Origin of the sequence: Pseudomonas koreensis (assembly GCF_036668835.1) — a bacterium.
GTDB lineage: Bacteria > Pseudomonadota > Gammaproteobacteria > Pseudomonadales > Pseudomonadaceae > Aquipseudomonas > Aquipseudomonas koreensis_I.
On record NZ_JAZEVW010000004.1, the window covers coordinates 116,465 to 135,932 of the forward strand.

Annotated in this window: 16 protein-coding genes; 12 read left to right on the plus strand and 4 right to left on the minus strand. The window is 60.4% G+C overall.

Annotated features, from left to right (window positions below):
- The first annotated feature begins 83 nt into the window (after window positions 1–83).
- The gene (locus tag V6F91_RS13310) at window positions 84–1,457 is read left to right on the plus strand and encodes a PepSY domain-containing protein (protein ID WP_332765104.1); all 1,374 of its coding nucleotides are present in this window, start codon (window positions 84–86) and stop codon (window positions 1,455–1,457) included.
- Window positions 1,458–1,499: 42 nt separating this feature from the next.
- On the opposite strand, the gene V6F91_RS13315 is transcribed toward V6F91_RS13310, so the two are convergent.
- Window positions 1,500–1,823 carry a hypothetical protein gene (locus V6F91_RS13315; RefSeq protein WP_332765106.1) on the minus strand — a complete coding sequence of 108 codons (324 nt, stop codon included), beginning with the start codon at window positions 1,821–1,823 and terminating at the stop codon, window positions 1,500–1,502.
- Window positions 1,824–1,986: 163 nt separating this feature from the next.
- A complete protein-coding gene (locus V6F91_RS13320) occupies window positions 1,987–6,729 on the minus strand; it encodes a DUF4329 domain-containing protein (RefSeq protein ID WP_332765108.1) in 4,743 nt (1,580 codons plus the stop codon).
- A 366-nt stretch (window positions 6,730–7,095) separates the two neighbouring features.
- On the opposite strand from V6F91_RS13320, the gene urtA reads away from it, so the two are divergent.
- From urtA to ureC, 11 genes are all read left to right on the plus strand, one after another.
- Window positions 7,096–8,361: an urea ABC transporter substrate-binding protein gene (gene urtA / locus V6F91_RS13325; protein WP_090280971.1), complete on the plus strand. Its 1,266-nt coding sequence runs from the start codon at window positions 7,096–7,098 to the stop codon at window positions 8,359–8,361.
- Window positions 8,362–8,616: 255 nt separating this feature from the next.
- The gene (gene urtB / locus V6F91_RS13330; protein WP_332765110.1) at window positions 8,617–10,119 is read left to right on the plus strand and encodes an urea ABC transporter permease subunit UrtB; all 1,503 of its coding nucleotides are present in this window, start codon (window positions 8,617–8,619) and stop codon (window positions 10,117–10,119) included.
- A complete protein-coding gene (gene urtC, locus V6F91_RS13335; RefSeq protein ID WP_332765112.1) occupies window positions 10,119–11,198 on the plus strand; it encodes an urea ABC transporter permease subunit UrtC in 1,080 nt (359 codons plus the stop codon). The genes urtB and urtC overlap by 1 nt, the downstream gene beginning before the upstream one ends.
- Window positions 11,195–12,064 carry an urea ABC transporter ATP-binding protein UrtD gene (urtD, locus tag V6F91_RS13340; RefSeq protein WP_423815329.1) on the plus strand — a complete coding sequence of 290 codons (870 nt, stop codon included), beginning with the start codon at window positions 11,195–11,197 and terminating at the stop codon, window positions 12,062–12,064. Before urtC ends, urtD begins: the two co-directional genes overlap by 4 nt.
- A 155-nt stretch (window positions 12,065–12,219) precedes the next feature.
- A complete protein-coding gene (urtE, locus tag V6F91_RS13345; protein WP_093105238.1) occupies window positions 12,220–12,918 on the plus strand; it encodes an urea ABC transporter ATP-binding subunit UrtE in 699 nt (232 codons plus the stop codon).
- Between the two features lie 43 nt (window positions 12,919–12,961).
- The gene (locus tag V6F91_RS13350) at window positions 12,962–13,801 is read left to right on the plus strand and encodes an urease accessory protein UreD (RefSeq protein ID WP_332765114.1); all 840 of its coding nucleotides are present in this window, start codon (window positions 12,962–12,964) and stop codon (window positions 13,799–13,801) included.
- A gap of 227 nt (window positions 13,802–14,028) precedes the next feature.
- Window positions 14,029–14,331, plus strand: coding sequence for an urease subunit gamma (ureA, locus tag V6F91_RS13355; protein ID WP_042608931.1), 303 nt, complete (start codon window positions 14,029–14,031; stop codon window positions 14,329–14,331).
- Between the two features lie 8 nt (window positions 14,332–14,339).
- Complete coding sequence (locus V6F91_RS13360) at window positions 14,340–14,873, plus strand: N-acetyltransferase family protein (protein ID WP_332765118.1); 534 nt, start codon at window positions 14,340–14,342, stop codon at window positions 14,871–14,873.
- A 5-nt stretch (window positions 14,874–14,878) separates the two neighbouring features.
- The gene (locus tag V6F91_RS13365) at window positions 14,879–15,412 is read left to right on the plus strand and encodes a GNAT family N-acetyltransferase (RefSeq protein WP_332765120.1); all 534 of its coding nucleotides are present in this window, start codon (window positions 14,879–14,881) and stop codon (window positions 15,410–15,412) included.
- Complete coding sequence (locus V6F91_RS13370; protein ID WP_332765122.1) at window positions 15,412–15,717, plus strand: urease subunit beta; 306 nt, start codon at window positions 15,412–15,414, stop codon at window positions 15,715–15,717. Before V6F91_RS13365 ends, V6F91_RS13370 begins: the two co-directional genes overlap by 1 nt.
- A 120-nt stretch (window positions 15,718–15,837) precedes the next feature.
- Window positions 15,838–17,538, plus strand: coding sequence for an urease subunit alpha (gene ureC / locus V6F91_RS13375; RefSeq protein ID WP_332765124.1), 1,701 nt, complete (start codon window positions 15,838–15,840; stop codon window positions 17,536–17,538).
- A 56-nt stretch (window positions 17,539–17,594) separates the two neighbouring features.
- On the opposite strand, the gene V6F91_RS13380 is transcribed toward ureC, so the two are convergent.
- Entirely contained in the window at window positions 17,595–19,004 is a 1,410-nt protein-coding gene (locus tag V6F91_RS13380; protein ID WP_332765126.1) for a hypothetical protein, read from the minus strand.
- Between the two features lie 154 nt (window positions 19,005–19,158).
- Window positions 19,159–19,464 carry a chaperone modulator CbpM gene (locus V6F91_RS13385; protein WP_093105256.1) on the minus strand — a complete coding sequence of 102 codons (306 nt, stop codon included), beginning with the start codon at window positions 19,462–19,464 and terminating at the stop codon, window positions 19,159–19,161.
- Between the last annotated feature and the right edge of the window lie 4 nt (window positions 19,465–19,468).

A 19,468-nucleotide genomic window follows, 5' to 3' on the forward strand; every position in this document is an offset into this window, starting at 1 on the left:
GAGCAAGCTCGCTCCCACAGGGACTGCAGTGATTGATCAAATACAGAACAACGAAAAGAACCAAGCCAAGCGGAGCAAACCTGATGAAACAGCCCCAACCGAATTTCTACAACCTGGCCTGGCGTTGGCATTTTTACGCCGGTCTGTTCGTCGCCCCGTTCATGGTGATGCTGGCCCTGACCGGGATCATTTACCTGTTCAAGCCGCAACTCGATTCGTTGATGTACAGCAGCCTGCTCAACGTCCCCGCCGGCCATCACACGGTGCCGGCCGATGACCTGCTGCAACGGGTAAAAAACGCCTATCCGCAAGGCCAGGTCACCCAGTACCTGCCGCCGCTGAACGCCGAGCGCAGTGCACAGTTTGTGGTCAACAACGCCGGCCACGAACTCAACGTGTTCGTCGATCCGTATCACGGCGATATCCTCGGAGAGCAGGATGCCAAGCAAAACCTGCAAGCCATCGCCCGCGCCATTCACGGCGAGTTGATGATCGGCACCGTCGGAGACCGGCTGATCGAAATGGCCGCCGGCTGGGGCGTGGTGCTGGTGGTGTCGGGGCTGTTCCTGTGGTGGCCGCGCGGTCAGGCGGCGGGCATTTTGTGGCCGCGTTTGAACACGCGCGGCCGCGTACTGTGGCGTGACCTGCACGCCGTCACCGGATTCTGGGGCGCAACATTGCTGCTGGTGATGCTGCTCAGCGGCATGACCTGGACCGGGTTCTGGGGCAAACAATATGCGGCGGTATGGAACGTATTCCCGGCAGCAATGTGGAACAACGTGCCGACCTCCGATATTGAAGCCCGCAGCCTCAACAGCGCCACGCGCCAGACCGTGCCGTGGGCAATGGAAAACACGCCGATGCCAATGTCCGGCGACCACGCCGAGCACATGGCGCACGCGGGTGCCCATGCCGGCCCCGCCGCGCCGACCATCAGCCTGCAAGCGGTACAGGACATCGCCACCGAGCGCAAAGTCGAACCGGGCTACAGCATCACCCTGCCGACTACCGCCACCGGCGTGTTCACCATCGCGGTGTTCGCCGACGACCCACGCAACGACGCCACTCTGCACGTCGATCAGTACACCGGCAAGGTCCTCGCCGATGTGCGTTTCGAGCAGTACGGCACGGTGGCCCGCGCCACGGAAATCGGCGTGATGCTCCACGAAGGCAAGATGTTCGGCACTTTCAATCAGATCGTCGTGCTGCTGATTTGCCTGATGATTCTGCTCAGCGCCGTCAGCGGCGTGGTGATCTGGTGGAAGCGTCGGCCCGAAGGCAAATTCGGTGTACCGCCGCTGCGTCATGATTTACCGAAATGGAAAACCGGCGTGGCGATAATGCTGGCGCTGGCGGTGGTGTTCCCGCTGGTGGGGGCATCGCTGGTGGTGGTGTCGTTGCTTGACCGTTTCTTTGTCGCCCGAAGCGTCCAGCGAACCGTGAATTCTACAAACTGACCCAACGCGCGGGCAGTATCCGCCGCCCGCGCTTATTACACTTCAACAACTGCCGACCTTCAGATGACCATTACAGTTATTGAGATCACGCACCTGAGTCACGTCAACCGTAACGTCATCCTGAGGGCCGAAATATCCGCTGCTTTGTTTACATCGAACTTTGATAACGCATTGACGGTGACCTGATTCGGAAGCTTCAGGAATGACAACCGAACCACTTCTGATCGACTCACATGAATGACGAGCTTCGCTATCTGCCCAGGCTTGCTGGCAGGTCGGAAATGTATAGCCAGCACTGACGTTGAACGGCAAAACGAACAGCGAGCAGATCATGGCGACGCCAGCTCCAACTCTAATTGTGTTCATCGCATATGTCCTTTTTCGTGGTGAAAATATTAGCTCTGCGATGTCAGCCTATCGTCAAAACCAAACTTGCCGACACTGTCACACATGACAGTTCTTAAGAGTATTTAGCGATCTCGGCAGTTTGGTTATACGAAATTCAACCTACCGAGCAACGGTGCTCCAGTTACAGCTCGTCTCTGACCCGCACCGTGCCCTTGGCTGTTGGCTGATCGCGACGAGTTCGCCAGCCACTGCTCAAGCGCCCGGCGTGGCGCCAATACTGGCCTGCCTCCAACACCTGCAACTCGCCAAGTCCCGTGAGACGGGAGACAAATTGTCCTGGACTCAGGCGACTGACCCATCGCCCGTTTTCGAAGATGACAGGGCGGGTCAACAACAACTGCTTTTCGGCGTCGGAATAAACGGGTGTGTACTTGAGCAACGCCTGATCGGGCGTCGAGTAGTAATACGTCTGGATATCGAACCCTTTGGCTTTCAGTTCATGGGTGTGTTCATAAACCAGCGCGGGCGCGGCGAAATTACCCCTGACTTGTTCATCATCGACCACCAGCGAGCTATTGCCCGACAGACTGAATTGATGGCTGGCCACGATTGCATAACCGTCCGGGAAGCGCGGCGCCGGTCGGCGCCAATCGGTCGCAGGGTCTTCGGCGGTACGGAACAGTCGCAAAAGGAGGTTTTCCTCGTTGACGAACCACGCAATCGGTTCCATTGGAACAAAACGCTGCTGCGTCTTTTCAGCAAGAATCGCACCTTCATAACCCGACCGAGTAAGCGTTTCGCGGTCTGTGCGTTGCTGGGCATAGCGAGCCGCATCGTCGGGATGCTGGAAAATCGGCCCCAGTGCCGGAACCGGATGTTGTTGCCAACGAAGCATTCGGGACGCGTCAGCGAGCCCCGGTTTCCAACGTTCATCCACCCGACCATTACGCGACCAGTAAGCACTGGTTTCGATCACTTCAAGATCCCCGGCCCGAGCCATGCGCCCGATGTAATCGACGAGACCGAAAGTCCCTTGGGCAATGTCGCGTTCATCGCCCGCCGCCTGTTCCATCGAGACAAAGGCATTGGGGCGCAATTCGACCTGCCCGAAGCGATCGTAGAAAGTGCCAGACTCAAAGGCGTGCAGCTGCAGTTTCAACAGTGCTCCGTCGGCGCAGGAGAAGTAGATCGGCTTGTAGCCCTGTGGCGTCGACGCCTGCCGGCACGCCTGCTGAACGTCGACGGGCGAGATCAGCACATGTCGGATATCACCCAACCGTACGCCCACTGGTGGCAGAGCGGCGCGCACGTAAATCGAATCCAGCAGACAGTCCGAAGGCAACCGCCCTTGTTCGAAGATCCGGTCCAGCGCGAGTGCCGAGCGTTGTGTCGTCAGCGGCAGACTGGCAAGAAACAGCTCATCGGCAGTGTGAAGAATGACGCCAAAGGTCTGGGTATCTCTGCTCACCGCCAGTTCATGCACGTATCGGGCGGCCGCATCTGCCTGAAGGAATAAAGGGCTGCATACCGCCGCGCCGGCAGCTTTGGTGTAATCGTCAATGGCCTGCAGATCAGCCGCGAACGGCACCCAGCGAGCGACTTGCCGAGGCAGCCCCCAAAGATCGCTGCCCGTGACGACTTGCAAGTAGCCAGTTCTGGCCAGCGAGTCGATCCAGTCAATCGGTTTCAATTCCCCGCGGTACAGGCGCTGCTTGATCGTCTCGCCGTCCAGCGATGCGGGCAGCGTATTGCTTGCCGTCAACGCAATCGACAGATCGGCGCGCAAGCGCTCCCACAACCCAGGCTGATAGCGAATCGTCGCACCGTCCGGCGCAAACAGGTATTCATCCCATACGACGAGTTTGCGCGTGAATGCCGAATACAACGTGTCGACTGACAGCATGTTCAAGTAGATCTGCTTTTCGATTGGCGAGAACGCAGCCGAAAGTTCCCGCGCGACTCTGGAACGGTACCGCGCGACGATCCGACAACCTTCGGGAAACAGTCCAGCGGAGCGGCTTTCATCGGCAAGGATCTCCGTGCTGTCGAAATTTTCTCGCGTGACTTCGATCGGCGAAGTGGCGAGGAAAAGACCATCAGGCCGTTTCAGAATCACGCCACCCCAGGGTTTTTCCATGAGATTGGGCAAAAGTGATCGGGCGTGAATCGTCGCATCGTCGGCGCTGTGGAAAACCGGGCCGAGGGCGCGTCGTTGCAGATCTGCGAAGGGCTGCCAGGTTATGTTGACGATACCCGACCGGCCCCAGCACTGGCTCGTTCGCAGCACCATCAATTGACCACTGTCGGCGACAATGTGGACGAAATCCGACGGTAACAATCGATGCGCAGCGAGATCGTTATCAAGGGTTTCGAGGGTCATTTTCGAGCTGTTGTCGTGGAACAATTTGCTGGTGCTGTTGCGCACGTACTTCAGCAGAGCACCGTCGCCCGTCGCGATGAACAGCGTTTTGTGCAGGTCAGAGGCAACGACCGGCCGCCGGGCCGATGAATACATCGCAACGGCCAAGGTATCAGGGGAAATGAAAAAATGCCCCAGCCAGTCCGCAGGATGGCGCGAGGGATTTTCGACATGCTTGTGCATATAAAAAACGGCATGCAGGTCGAAGCCATCCGGATATTCAAACCAGGGAACCGTTAGCCGAGCGCCAAACACCGATGCCAGGCGAAACAGGTTGTCGCCTGAATCACTGACAGGTATCAACTCGGTGCCGATGTACTCCTCTCGATCCCGGTGTTTGAGGATGAATCCGAACCACGTTTTGTTTTCCTCGTGCAAACGCCTGTCAGCCGCGTATTGACTTAGCGCCACACCGTCAGCCGAGGGGAAAACCGCACTGAAAAGCACCTTTTCAGGACGCTTCCAAGGCAACGCCGTGACGGCAGACAGATGCACTCCCGGTGACGGAGACGGCGGCAAAGAGGGTTCAGGTAATGACGGCGACGGCAGCGTGGTCCGGGTCGGCGCAGGCTCGGTTGGTCCCGGCAGGGAAGACATTGGCAGGCTCCAGCCGGAGTGAAGCTGGCCTCGGTAGCCCCACAGTGGGTGATCGATCAGGTTCGACAGTTTCCCGGCCTGCGCTTGTTCACGCACAAAGTCCTGCGCCCGTTTGCTGCCGCTTTCCAGCTCAAGGGCCAACCAGCCCGGCTGCTGACGCGTACCGAGGCGATTGGACAGATCTTTGGCCGCCACAGTTGAGTAGGGTGCGAATCCGATCAGGCTGTTGCCGGCACCGGAGCAATACAGCACGCCACCGTCGAGCAACGTCTGGCGCACTTCGTCGACACTCAGCATCTGCTGATTCAGCAGGGCTTCATTCCCTGTCCAGTGCAGAGACTGAACATGCACCGGATCAAGTTGCGACAGCGCCACGTGGCAGACATAGCGCGCGTGCACGAGGTGGTCGTCGGGAAACACCGCTCGTCCATGATTGTCCTTGGGAAACAGCCGCCCGTGACTGAGCGTATCAATATCCCCGGGCAATGGTTCGGTCACGACAAAGCGTTGATCGCTGCGCTGGAAAACATAACCGACGTACTGCCGGTCGCGACGAATACCGACTTGCTCGTGGGCGTAGTGGGCGGCGTCATCGGCGGACAGAAAATCCCGACTCAGCTGCGGCCAGCGGAAGTTGGCAAACGGTTGCCACTCAAGATCGACTGCCCCCAGGTTCGCCCAGAGCGCGCTGCCACGCACCACTTCCAGCCTGCCGGCCAATAGCAGCATCGAGACGAATTCACGCGGACTCAGCGTGCCGGCCAGCATCCTGGCTTGCACACCGTTGTCGCCGATCGTTGCGTCGGGGTGCACAACGCTCAATGCCGCCTCGATCGGATGGTCGCTGAAGCTGTACCTCAACATGGCGTGATCGCTGGCTTGCATGTACACCGACAAGGTCCGCCCGACCTTCGCCAGATGTTTGCTGCGGCCGTGGGCTTCGATGGCCTGGGCGATTTCATGCGGGGTGAAAAAATTTTCGTACAGCCACGGCTGGGCAGGCGGAAACTGCGCAGGGTCGGGGCGTGAGGCAAAGTAGAAACCCTCCAGCAAATAGCCCTTGGGCAGTTGCAATTGCCCTCGAGGGTCGACCGGAAAAAACTGCTCGGGATCCCACGCCGACAGCCCGGTCGGACGCGCATGGGTCGCGACATACTCTTCACCGCTGAGTTTTTTCAACAGCAGCCCAGCGGTCTGTGCCCCTCTGGATTTCAATGCCGCGAGCACGGCGCGCTCGGCGTTGACGCAGACACGGGTGAGCAGTGGCAGCTCGGTCGGCACACCCGTGGAGAACGGCTCGCCCGGCTTCCAGTCCCTGGGTACCTGGCCGACGGAGTAGCCCCAATCGGCATTCGAAACTATGACTTTGAGCTCCCCCACCGTCGCCAGTCCATGAATCAGCCACAGAACTTCAGAAGCCGGCCAGGGATCGTCAGAGGGCGCGTGAGCGTCAAGCGAGAGGTAGAAGTCGCGTTCCTCGGAAGAGCCGCTCGATACATATTTGAGCAATGTACCGTCGGGCCCCGACAGATAAGCGCTGCGGAAAAAATCTCGCGCTTGCACATCGCCGCTGAAGTCGCGCCGCGAAAAGAAACTGATGAACAGCCTGACCAGCCTCTCATGCTGATTCGGGTTGGCCTCGCGCACCTGATCATGGATCGATGGATGACTGTGTACGCTGGCGATGCATCGGTAGCCCAGAGGATGAAGCATCGCGCCAGTGGAATCGGTTTGCAGAATTGAGCCAAAGTCGAAGCTGGTCGATTCACCCGCTATCGGCGAGGTGGCCACGAACTTCCCGTCCGGACGCAGCAGGATCACGCTGCCATATTCCTTGTCCGCGTTGAGCGCAATCCGTGTGTGAACCCAATAGGCGGCGTCTTCTTCAGTCAGAAATGCCGGGCTCAATGGGGGCAGCCTGAATGTTGCGGAAGCACTCGCGGTGCGGCCGGACCGGCCAGACACATTATTCATAAAAACCTGCGCAGAGAATCGGGATGAGCCAGGGAGTGTGGGTCGCCGGCTGAGTCGGGTTGCGGTGTATATCTATCGTTTGTGTATCCGCATTTGAGCCCCGCCCCCACGCCCCAATCTGGCGCACCCGCGCGCACCACCGACCGAATGCGTTCCCCTTCTGGTGCACGGTTACTGCGACCAAGCGCTCTGATACGACATTTTCTTGCTGAAACCCGACCGGGCACAGCCCTTGCAAAACATCCTTCATTCGTCCGCATCTGCCAACCATAAAAACTCAATGTTCATGGAGATCGCACAATGAAGCGTCGCAGTTTGATCAAGGCTTTCACACTCACGGCAAGCATTGCCGCGATGGGCATGACCTGGACTGTCCAGGCCGCCGAGACCATCAAGGTCGGGATTCTGCATTCGTTGTCCGGGACCATGGCGATCTCCGAAACGTCGCTCAAGGACATGGCGCTGATGACCATCGACGAGATCAACGCCAAGGGCGGTGTGAACGGCAAGATGCTAGAACCGGTGGTGGTCGACCCGGCGTCGAACTGGCCGCTGTTCGCCGAAAAGGGCCGGCAGTTGCTGACCCAGGACAAGGTCGCCGTAGTGTTTGGTTGCTGGACCTCGGTGTCGCGCAAATCGGTGCTGCCGGTGTTCGAAGAACTCAATGGCCTGCTGTTCTACCCGGTGCAATACGAAGGCGAAGAGATGTCGCCGAACGTGTTCTACACCGGCGCAGCGCCGAACCAGCAGGCGATTCCTGCGGTGGAATATTTGATGAGCGAAGAAGGCGGCAGCGCCAAGCGCTACTTCCTGCTCGGCACCGACTACGTCTACCCGCGCACCACTAACAAAATCCTGCGCGCGTTTCTGCATTCCAAAGGCGTGGCCGACAAGGACATCGAAGAGGTCTACACGCCGTTCGGTCACAGCGACTATCAGACCATTGTTGCCAACATCAAAAAGTTCTCGGCCGGTGGCAAGACTGCGGTCATTTCGACAGTCAATGGCGACTCCAACGTGCCGTTTTATAAAGAACTGGCCAACCAGGGTCTGAAGGCCACCGACGTACCGGTTGTAGCGTTCTCGGTGGGTGAAGAAGAGCTGCGCGGCATCGACACCAAACCGCTGGTGGGCAACCTCGCAGCGTGGAACTACTTCGAGTCGGTCGAGAACCCGGTGAACCAGAAGTTCGTCGCGGACTGGAAAGCCTACGCGAAGAAACACAACTTGCCGGGCGCCGACAAAGCGGTGACCAACGACCCGATGGAAGCCACTTATGTCGGCATTCATATGTGGGCGCAGGCCGTTGAAAAAGCCAAATCCACCGACGTCGACAAGGTCCGCGAAGCCCTCGCCGGGCAGACTTTCGCCGCACCATCGGGCTACACGCTGACCATGGACAAGACCAACCACCACCTGCACAAACCAGTGATGATCGGCGAGATCCAGAGCGACGGTCAGTTCAACGTCGTCTGGCAAACCGAAGGCCCGGTGCGCGCGCAACCGTGGAGCCCGTTCATTCAGGGCAACGACAAGAAGCCCGATTATGCGGTGAAGAGCAACTGAGTCTGACTTGGGTTTTGTGGTGAGGCGGAGATCTTTTCCCCCTCACCCCAACCCTCTCCCCCAAGGGGGCGAAGGGGAAGGGAGCTGATCGCTATCGCTTTCAGAACCTGAGTTCGGCGCAGGAATGTCAGGTCGACGCTGGATGACCTGACAACTCGGTCAGTCCCCTCTCCCTCTGGGAGAGGGTTAGGGTGAGGGGCGGACTCAAAGCCGGACACCGCTCCATCGGCCACCGCAAGAAAGGACACACCACTAATGCCCACTGCCATACACCGTTTGCTTCTTGCCATCGCAGTCTTTCTGCCGCTACTGGCCCACGCCGGCGACGCCGAAGACTTCGTCGCGGCCAACCCGACGCAACAGGCCAGACTGCTGGAAGCCTGGGCGGCGCAGCCCGATCCGGCGCGCATCGAACTGCTCGGTGCCTTGCAACAAGGCGAGCTGAGCATCGATGGCCAAACCAAAACCCTGCGCCTGAACAATCGCCTGCGGGGTCTGATCGACACCGCGATGGCCAGCCATCAATTGCTCGCCGCCGACGGCAAAATCCGTCTGGGCGCCGCGCAGCAATTGCAGAAAAGCGCGAAACCCGCGCAGCTGAAATTCCTCGACCAGCAACTCGCTGGCGAGAAAGATGAAACCGTCCACGCGGCCCTGAGCCTGGCGCTGGCCAATCTGCAACTGGTCGACGCCGATCCGGCTGTGCGCCTCGCCGCCGTGCGCCTGCTCGGCGAAACCGGCGATCCGCTGGCGCGCACACGCCTCGAAGGCCTGCTCGAGCCAGGTGTGGAAAGCGATGCCGGCGTGCGTACTGCTGCTGAAACCAGCCTCGCTCAGGTCAAACGCAAACTGCTGATCGGCGAAGTCCTTGGTCAGGCCTTCAGCGGCATGTCCCTCGGCTCAATTCTGTTGCTCGCGGCGCTCGGTCTGGCGATCACCTTCGGCCTGCTCGGGGTGATCAACATGGCCCACGGCGAAATGCTGATGCTCGGCGCCTACTCGACCTACGTAGTGCAATTGATGTTCCAGCGCTACGCACCGCAGGCCATCGAGTTCTATCCGTTGATCGCATTGCCGGTGGCGTTTTTCGTCACGGCGGCGATCGGCATGGCGCTGGAGTGCACGGTGATTCGTCACCTCTACGGTCGCCCGCTGGAAACCCTGCTCGCGACCTGGGGCATCAGCCTGATGCTCATCCAACTGGTGCGTCTGGTATTTGGTGCGCAGAACGTTGAAGTCGCCAACCCGGCGTGGCTTTCGGGCGGCATCCAAGTGCTGCCGAACCTGGTGCTGCCGTACAACCGCATCGTGATCATCGCGTTCGCGCTGTTCGTGGTGGTGCTGACCTGGCTGCTGCTGAACAAGACCCGCCTGGGCCTGAACGTGCGCGCCGTCACTCAGAACCGCAACATGGCCGCTTGCTGCGGCGTGCCGACCGGACGCGTCGACATGCTCGCGTTCGGCCTCGGTTCCGGCATCGCCGGTCTCGGTGGCGTGGCGCTGAGCCAGATCGGCAACGTCGGACCCGATCTCGGCCAGAGCTACATCATCGACTCGTTTCTGGTGGTGGTGCTCGGCGGCGTCGGGCAACTCGCCGGTAGCGTGCTCGCGGCATTTGGCTTAGGGATCGCCAACAAGATTCTCGAACCGCAGATCGGTGCGGTGCTCGGCAAGATCCTGATCCTCGCGCTGATCATTCTGTTCATTCAGAAACGTCCGCAAGGCCTCTTCGCACTGAAAGGACGGGTGATCGACTGATGAACCAGCCTCTGTTAGTCACGGCCACACAAAAGGCCGGACCGAAAGTCACGATCGCGGTCGGCGCGGTGGTTCTCGCCTTGCTGGTCGCCCTGCCACTGCTGTCGTTGTTGCCGGCGGAAAATGCCCTGTCGGTCTCGGCGTACACCCTGACGCTGGTCGGCAAAATCCTCTGCTACGCCATCGTCGCCCTGGCGCTGGACCTGGTCTGGGGCTACGCCGGGTTGCTGTCTCTGGGCCACGGTTTGTTCTTTGCCATCGGCGGTTACGCGATGGGCATGTACCTGATGCGCCAGGCCGCGGGTGATGGATTGCCGGCGTTCATGACCTTCCTGTCGTGGAGCGAATTGCCGTGGTACTGGGCCGGCACCAGCAGCTTTGTCTGGGCGCTGTGTCTGGTGGTGTTGGCGCCGGGTCTGCTGGCGCTGGTGTTCGGTTTCTTCGCCTTCCGCTCGCGGATCAAAGGCGTGTATTTCTCGATCATGACCCAGGCCCTGACCTTCGCCGGCATGCTGTTGTTCTTTCGCAACGAAACCGGGTTCGGCGGCAATAACGGTTTTACCAATTTCCGCACGATCCTCGGTTTCGGCATCACCGAACCGGGTACCCGTGCGGTGCTGTTTCTGGCCACCGTGTTGCTGCTGGTGGCCAGTCTGTTCATCGGCTGGCGTCTGGCGCAAAGCAAGTTCGGCCGGGTGCTGACGGCGCTGCGCGATGCGGAAAACCGCCTGATGTTCTGTGGCTACGACCCGCGCGGTTTCAAGCTGTTCGTCTGGGTGTTGAGCGCGGTGTTGTGCGGTCTGGCCGGGGCTTTGTATGTGCCGCAAGTGGGCATCATCAACCCGAGCGAAATGTCGCCGACCAACTCGATCGAAGCGGCAGTATGGGTGGCCCTCGGCGGGCGCGGCACGCTGATCGGGCCGCTGCTCGGCGCCGGTGTGGTCAACGGCATGAAGAGCTGGTTCACCGTGGCTTTCCCGGAGTACTGGCTGTTTTTCCTCGGCGCGCTGTTCATCGTGGTGACGCTGTACCTGCCCAAAGGCGTGATCGGTCTGCTGAAGAAACGAGGTGAACAATGAGAGTAACCGCCAGTGCTGAATTCATGCTCGAACCGGCGTTCTTCCCGGTCGAGCCGAACAAGGACGAGGGCACCAGCCGCGACTCGATCGGCCTCGGCCAGCGCGTCGGCCCCGGCCTCGACACCCGTCACGGCACAATCCTGACCCTGGAAGACATCAGCGTCAGCTTCGACGGCTTCCGTGCGCTGAACAATCTCAACCTGTACATCGGCGTCGGCGAACTGCGCTGCATCATCGGCCCCAACGGCGCAGGCAAAACTACACTGATGGACGTGATCACCGGCAAGACCCGCCCTAGCCACGGCAAGGCCTGGTTCGGCGAAACGCTGGATTTGACGCAAATGAGCGAAGTGCAGATCGCCCAGTCCGGCATTGGCCGCAAGTTTCAGAAACCGACGGTGTTCGAAGCCTTGAGCGTGTTCGAGAACCTCGAGCTGGCGCAGAAAACCGACAAGTCGGTGTGGGCCAGTTTGCGTGCGCGCCTCAGTGGCGAGCAAAAGGATCGCATCAGCGAAGTGCTGGAAACCATTCGCCTGACCACCTCGGTCAATCGCCCGGCGGGCCTGTTGTCCCACGGCCAGAAGCAGTTCCTCGAGATCGGCATGCTGCTCATGCAGGACCCGCAATTGCTCCTGCTCGATGAGCCGGTGGCGGGCATGACCGACGCCGAAACCGAGTTCACTGCCGAGCTGTTCAAGTCGCTGGCGGGCAAGCATTCGCTGATGGTGGTCGAGCATGACATGGGCTTTGTCGGCTCGATTGCCGACCACGTCACCGTGTTGCATCAGGGCAGCGTTCTGGCGGAAGGCTCGCTGGAGCAGGTGCAGGCCGATGAGCGCGTAATCGAGGTTTATTTGGGGCGATGAATCGGCCAGCTGCTAGCGGCAAGCTTCAAGCAGCAAGTAAAAGCCTGCCATACCGCCCTGCCCTTGCTTTCGGCTGGAAGCTTGAAGCTTGAAGCTTGAAGCTTGAAGCTTGAAGCTTGAAGCTTGAAGCTTGAAGCCCAACTAACGGAGTTCAGATGCTACAGGTCCAACAACTTCATCAGTACTACGGCGGTAGCCACATCCTGCGCGGCCTGAGCTTTGACGTGAAAGTCGGCGAAGTCACCTGCCTGCTCGGGCGTAACGGCGTAGGCAAGACCACCCTGCTCAAATGCCTGATGGGCCTGCTGCCCGCCAAAGAAGGCGCGGTGAATTGGGAAGGCAAACCGATCACCACGCTCAAGCCGCATCAACGCGTGCATGCCGGAATCGCCTATGTGCCACAGGGTCGAGAAATCTTCGGGCGCCTGACCGTTGAAGAAAATCTGCTGATGGGCCTATCACGGTTTCCCGGCAGCGAAGCCAAAGAAGTGCCAGGTTTCATCTACGAGTTGTTCCCGGTGCTGCTACAAATGAAACAGCGTCGCGGCGGTGACCTGTCCGGTGGTCAGCAACAGCAGTTGGCGATTGGTCGCGCGCTGGCCAGTCGTCCGCGTTTGCTGATTCTCGACGAGCCCACCGAAGGCATCCAGCCTTCGGTGATCAAAGAGATCGGCGCAGTGATCAAGAAACTCGCGGAACGCGGCGACATGGCGATTTTGCTGGTCGAGCAGTTCTACGATTTCGCCGCCGAACTGGCCGATCAGTACCTGGTGATGTCGCGCGGCGAGATCGTCCAGCAGGGTCGCGGTGAAAATATGGAGGCCGAAGGTGTTCGCGGGCTGGTAACGATCTAGTACAACGAACTAACCTGTAGCTTCCTAACGATAATCACACATCATGAATTCGACTGTTGCACCTGCCCTGTTTACCCCGAGCTGGCACGCCGAGCTGGAGCTGGCCTATACGCGTTTCGGCGATTGCACCCGGCCGGTCATGCGCCGGCACCTCGGCCCGCTGCGTGTGCAAAAGCACCTGTACGCCGAAGGCCCGGAGGTCTGTCAGCACATCATCGTCCATCCGCCGGGCGGGATTGCCGGCGGTGATCGCCTCGACATCAGTGCCCGCGTCGAAGCCAACGCCTGGGCGCAGATCACCAGCCCCGGCGCCGCCAAGTGGTACCGAGCCGGCGGGTCGGCTTATCAGCAACTCGATCTGCATGTGGCAGCCGGAGCGACCCTGGAATGGCTGCCGCAGGAAACCATCGTCTACAGCGCCGCGCAGGCTGAACTGAGCACGAACATAGACCTTGAAGGCGATGCGCGGCTGTTCTACTGGGATGTCGTGGCGCTGGGAAGGCCGGCCAGCGGCGAGCGTTTCGACCTCGGGTACTTTCAGGCGCACCTGGATATTCGTCGTGACGGCCGCTTGCTCTGGCATGAGCGCCAGCGCATTGTCGGCGCCGATGGCTTGCTCGATTCTCCTATCGGTCTGGATGGCCAGCCGGTGTTTGCGGCGTTGCTGGTAACCGGCGAGATTGATGCTGAACTAATGCAGCGCTGTCGCTCGCTGGGCCATGCAGTGCGTGGGGATCTGACGCAGTTGCCGGGGTTGCTGGTGGCGCGGTGTCTGGCGAGCGAAGCGTTGCTCGCCCGTGCTTGGCTGGTTGATTTATGGCGATTGCTCAGACCTGCGTTGCTCGGACGCGAGGCTGTCGCGCCAAGAATATGGAGCACCTGAAAATCCAGACCCTCACCCCCCGCCCTCTCTCGGAGGGAGAGGGAGCCTGACCGAGTCGTCTGAAATGAATTCATCTGCCTGAAAAGTACTGCTGACTGAACTGGCCATTGAAAACAATCGAGATCAGTTCCCTCTCCCTCGGGAGAGGGCTAGGGTGAGGGGCCGCTCTGACTGGCACCCCGCCCTGTGCGAACACTACTCAAATCTGCCCTGATGGAACCCGAACCATGGACCTGACTCCACGCGAAAAAGACAAGCTGCTGATCTTCACCGCCGGCCTCGTTGCCGAGCGGCGTCTGGCCCGTGGCGTGAAACTCAATTACCCGGAAGCCATGGCCTATATCTCCGCCGCGCTGCTCGAAGGTGCGCGTGACGGCCAGACCGTCGCCGAGTTGATGCATTACGGCACCACCCTGCTCAGCCGCGAGCAAGTGATGGAGGGCATCGCGGAAATGATCCCGGAAATCCAGGTCGAAGCAACGTTCCCCGACGGCACCAAACTGGTCACCGTTCACCAACCGATCGTCTGAGGCGCGCCATGACCTATTCCATTCGCGATGCCGTCCACACCGACCTGCCGGCGATCCGCGAGATCTACAACGACGCCGTGCTCAACACCACGGCGATCTGGAACGAGCAAGCCGTCGACCTCGGCAACCGCCAGGCGTGGTTCAGCGCGCGACAGGCTCAGGCTTACCCGGTTCTGGTGATCGTCGACAGCGACGACGCCGTGCTCGGCTACGCTTCGTTCGGTGACTGGCGCCCATTCGACGGCTTCCGCCACACCGTCGAACATTCGGTTTATGTGCGTAGCGATCAGCGCGGCAACGGTCTCGGCCCGCAACTGATGACGGCCCTGATCGAACGCGCGAAAACCTGTGGCAAGCATGTAATGGTGGCCGCCATCGAGAGCGGTAACGCCGCCTCGATTCGTCTGCACGAGCGCGCCGGTTTCAGCATCACCGGGCAGATGCCACAGGTCGGTACCAAGTTCGGCCGCTGGCTCGACCTGACTTTCATGCAACTGACCCTCAACCCTGGCGCGCAGCCACCTGACGCCGACAAGGAGTGACACCGATGAACGCTGCCCAGTTGCGCCGCGTCAACGCTGAAAGCTTTGCGCATTACCGCCAGGGCCTGATCGATCTGTTACTCGACGCCGTCGGTTATGGCGCCAGCGTCGGCTTCATGGCTGACCTGGATGCAGCGCAGGCGCGCGTCTATTTCGACGAAGTTCAGGACAGTGTCAACAAGGGCAGCGTGCTGCTCTGGGTGGTGGTCAAGGACGAGCAAGTGCTGGCCAGCGTGCAATTGGGTTTGTGCCAGAAAGCCAACGGCCGCAATCGCGCCGAAGTGCAGAAACTGCTGGTGCGCGAACACGCGCGGCGGCGCGGCCTCGGCCAGCAGCTGATGCAGGCGCTGGAGCTCGAAGCGCACAAGCACCAGCGCGGCCTGCTCTACCTCGACACAGAAGCCGGCTCGCCGGCGGAAGATTTCTATAAAGCCCTGGGCTACACGCGCGCCGGGGAAATCCCCGACTACGCCTGCGACCCCCACGGCATGTATCGCCCGACCGCTCTCTATTACAAGATTCTGCAAGGAGCCCAGTGATGATTCCTGGCCAATACCAGATCCAGCCCGGCGACATCGAACTCAACGTCGGTCGCCGCACCGTCAACATGAAAGTCGCCAACAGCGGCGACCGGCCGATCCAGGTCGGCTCGCACTATCACTTTTTCGAAACCAACGACGCCCTGCTGTTCGACCGCGCCGCTAGCCGCGGCATGCGCCTGAACATTCCGGCCGGCACGGCGGTGCGTTTCGAGCCGGGGCAGAACCGTGAAGTCGAGCTGGTGGATTACGCCGGACATCGGCGGGTGTTCGGCTTTGCCGGACGCATCATGGGGGATCTTTAAAAGCAGCTTTAAGCTGCAAGCCACAAGCTGCAAGAAAAGGCAGGTTGTGGTGCTGACACTTTTGCTTTTACTTGAGGCTTGCAGCTTGAAGCTTGCAGCTCAGTTCCGAGGAACGAGGAAATGAAGATCTCCCGTCAAGCCTACGCCGACATGTTCGGCCCCACCGTCGGCGACAAGGTGCGCCTGGCCGACACCGAGCTGTGGATCGAAGTCGAGAAAGACTTCACCACCTACGGCGAAGAAGTGAAATTCGGTGGTGGCAAAGTCATCCGCGACGGTCAGGGTCAGAGCCAGTTGCTCGCCGCTGAAGTGGTCGACACGCTGATCACCAACGCCCTGATCATCGACCACTGGGGCATCGTCAAGGCCGACGTCGGCCTCAAGGACGGACGCATTGCGGCAATCGGCAAGGCCGGCAACCCCGACGTGCAGCCCGACGTGACCATCGCCATCGGCGCCGGCACCGAAGTGATTGCCGGCGAGGGCATGATCCTCACCGCTGGCGGCATAGACACCCACATCCACTTCATCTGCCCACAGCAGATCGAAGAGGCGCTGATGAGCGGCGTCACCACCATGATCGGCGGCGGCACGGGACCTGCCACCGGCACCAATGCCACCACTTGCACGTCCGGCCCCTGGCACCTGGCGCGCATGCTCCAGGCGGCCGATGCCTTCCCGATGAACATCGGCCTCACCGGCAAAGGCAACGCCAGCCTGCCCGAGCCGCTGATCGAACAGGTCAAGGCCGGCGCCATCGGTTTGAAGTTGCACGAAGACTGGGGCACCACCCCGGCGAGCATCGACAACTGCCTGAGCGTTGCCGATCAGTTCGACGTGCAGGTGGCGATCCACACCGACACCCTCAACGAATCCGGCTTTGTCGAAACCACCCTCGGCGCGTTCAAGGGCCGCACCATCCACACCTATCACACCGAAGGTGCCGGCGGCGGGCATGCGCCGGACATCATCAAGGCCTGCGGTTTCCCTAACGTATTGCCGAGCTCGACCAACCCGACCCGGCCGTTCACCCGCAACACCATCGACGAACACCTCGACATGCTGATGGTCTGCCACCACCTCGACCCGAGCATCGCCGAAGACGTCGCGTTTGCCGAAAGCCGCATCCGCCGCGAAACGATTGCCGCCGAAGACATTCTTCATGATCTCGGCGCGTTCTCGATGATCAGCTCCGACAGCCAGGCCATGGGCCGTGTCGGCGAAGTCATCACGCGCACCTGGCAGACCGCCGACAAGATGAAAAAACAGCGCGGCCCGCTACCACAAGACGGCGAAGGCAACGACAACTTCCGCGCCAAACGCTACATCGCCAAGTACACCATCAACCCGGCGATCACCCATGGCATCAGCCATGAAGTCGGTTCGGTGGAAGTCGGCAAATGGGCCGACCTGGTGCTGTGGCGTCCGGCGTTTTTCGGGGTGAAGCCAACGCTGATTCTCAAGGGCGGAGCGATTGCCGCGAGCCTGATGGGCGACGCCAATGCTTCGATTCCGACCCCGCAACCGGTGCATTACCGCCCGATGTTCGCCAGTTACGGTGGCTCGCTGCACGCCACCAGCCTGACCTTCATCAGTCAGGCGGCGCAGGACGCCGGATTGCCAAAAGCATTGGGCTTGAAGAAGAAAATCGCCGTGGTGAAAGGTTGCCGTGACGTGCAGAAAACCGACCTGATCCACAACGATTATCTGCCGCACATCGACGTCGACCCGCAGACCTATCAGGTCAAGGCCGACGGCGTGCTGCTGTGGTGTGAGCCTGCGGAAACCTTGCCGATGGCGCAGCGTTATTTCCTGTTCTGATGGCCGTTGCGCTGTCGGGAACGGTCACGTTGGCCGTCCCCGGCAGCGTAAGTTGATCAGTCAGGAAATGCCCACGACATCTGCTGCTCGTTGTAGTTGTAGTCCAGACGCAGCTCGGCGCCTGCCGGGATATCCTGCGACGCGAATACCGTGTTGAGGATAAAGTCGCGGGTCACCTGCTTATCGCCCACCCATTGTTGCGCCTCGATATCGAAAGGCACCGCGACAACGTTGTAGCCATCCCGTGCCTGACGAATCGGCTTGCCCGCTTCGTTGTATTCGAAATTGGAGTTGATCCGGGAAATGATGTTGTCGCCCAGTATCGCCAGCGGGTCGGGCAGCATCTGGCCCGGACCATATTGCAGGCGCATTCCGGCGAGCATGCTGAACGTTTGTTCATAAGGTCGTACGAACCTTGCCGGCGTGATGACGCCACCGTAAACGCCGATTGCCTCGCCTTTGGCGAGGCGCCGGTTGGCCACCACCATCGACTGGCCGATCAACGCCTTTTCGCCGGGGACTTTTACATCGGCCTCGGTGAATACCCGCCATTGCAGTTTCTGTTCATAGAGCAGCGCGACATCTTCATGCCCTTCAAACTTGATGTAGGGCTTGATCTGTTCCGAGGCATAAAGCTCACCATCGGCCAGACGTACTTTGGTTTCCAGTTTGCGAATGCGAATGGGTCTGCCGGCAACGTCTCGCAGCGGGTACTTGCCATTGTTCGCGCGGTTGTAAGTGCCGAGCTGATTCCCGAGGAATGAGTAACGCGTTTCGCTGCGCATCGCCCTCAGTTCGTCGGCCGTGTAAGGCTTGATCGGCATCGATTCGGAAGCCAGGTAAAACTGCTCCGAGGCCCCATCGTCATTGCGCGGCAACTCCTCCAGGGCCATTTCGAACTCATCGTCACTGCGTCGAGGCGAGCGGCGACTCTTGCGCGGCATGACCGTGTGCGGCGCGGAAACGGCGAAATCCTCCAGCGGATACCAATGGTTGCTCGCTGGATCGTGCGCCAGCACTGGCCCCGAGGGTTGCAGTTCGCTCGCCAGGCGGGCCCGGTGCAGCCCGGTTTGCGCATCGACAGCGAGCAACACCGTGCCGCCCCCTTGAACATCGGCGTATTGCCGCCCCTTGAACACCCGCACGCCCTGCGCATCGGCCTGCGGCAACGCGATTGAAACGGGAATCAGATAGTGCTGCAGCACAGGGACGTCGGCGTTGACGGTGTCACCGGCAGCGGACGTCGATGCATGCACCTGCACCCTTGAGGTCGTAGCCGTGTGCGAAGAGTCGATGGTGTTGCCGGCAGCTTCAGGCGTATCGCCTGGAATTCTGCGACTAACGGGGTCGGGCGTGAAGCGGGTCGTCTGCGCTCCGGGCGAGGTCGAATCGGTGGGCGTACGTGGGCGTTGAGGCACATCGACGTTGGTCGTGCCGGGCGTCGGCGGTTTGGGTTTGACTGGCATGAGTACGTTTCCTTGTAAGAACGGCGCAGCGCCACGGCATCAAGTGGCGCTGCGTGAATCGGCGTCCTTTGCCGATCCTCAGCGCAAACTAGCAGACCGATCCGCCCGTTCAAAACAGAAAAACATGTGCAAACAATAACCGTGGATGGCGGGGCTACTCGACCAGCAAGCGCCCCAGACGCTGGCGCAACATGCGGTTTTCCGCGCGCAATTCACGCACTTCTTCGAGCAGGTCCAGCGCCAGGGCGACGCCTTCCCATTCCAGCTCCAGGTCGCGCCGCAGCTTGGCGGCGCGTTTGGCCAAGGCCAGTTCGTAATCGGTGAAGCGCCATTCACGCGGCGGCCCGCCCTGAGGTTCGAGGATGCCGTGTTCGACGATCTCGATCACGTAGACGTCCGACAGATCGGCCGCCTCACAGAATTCTGCCATGTCCAGTTGAACGCTCAGGGGGGTGCTCATGATG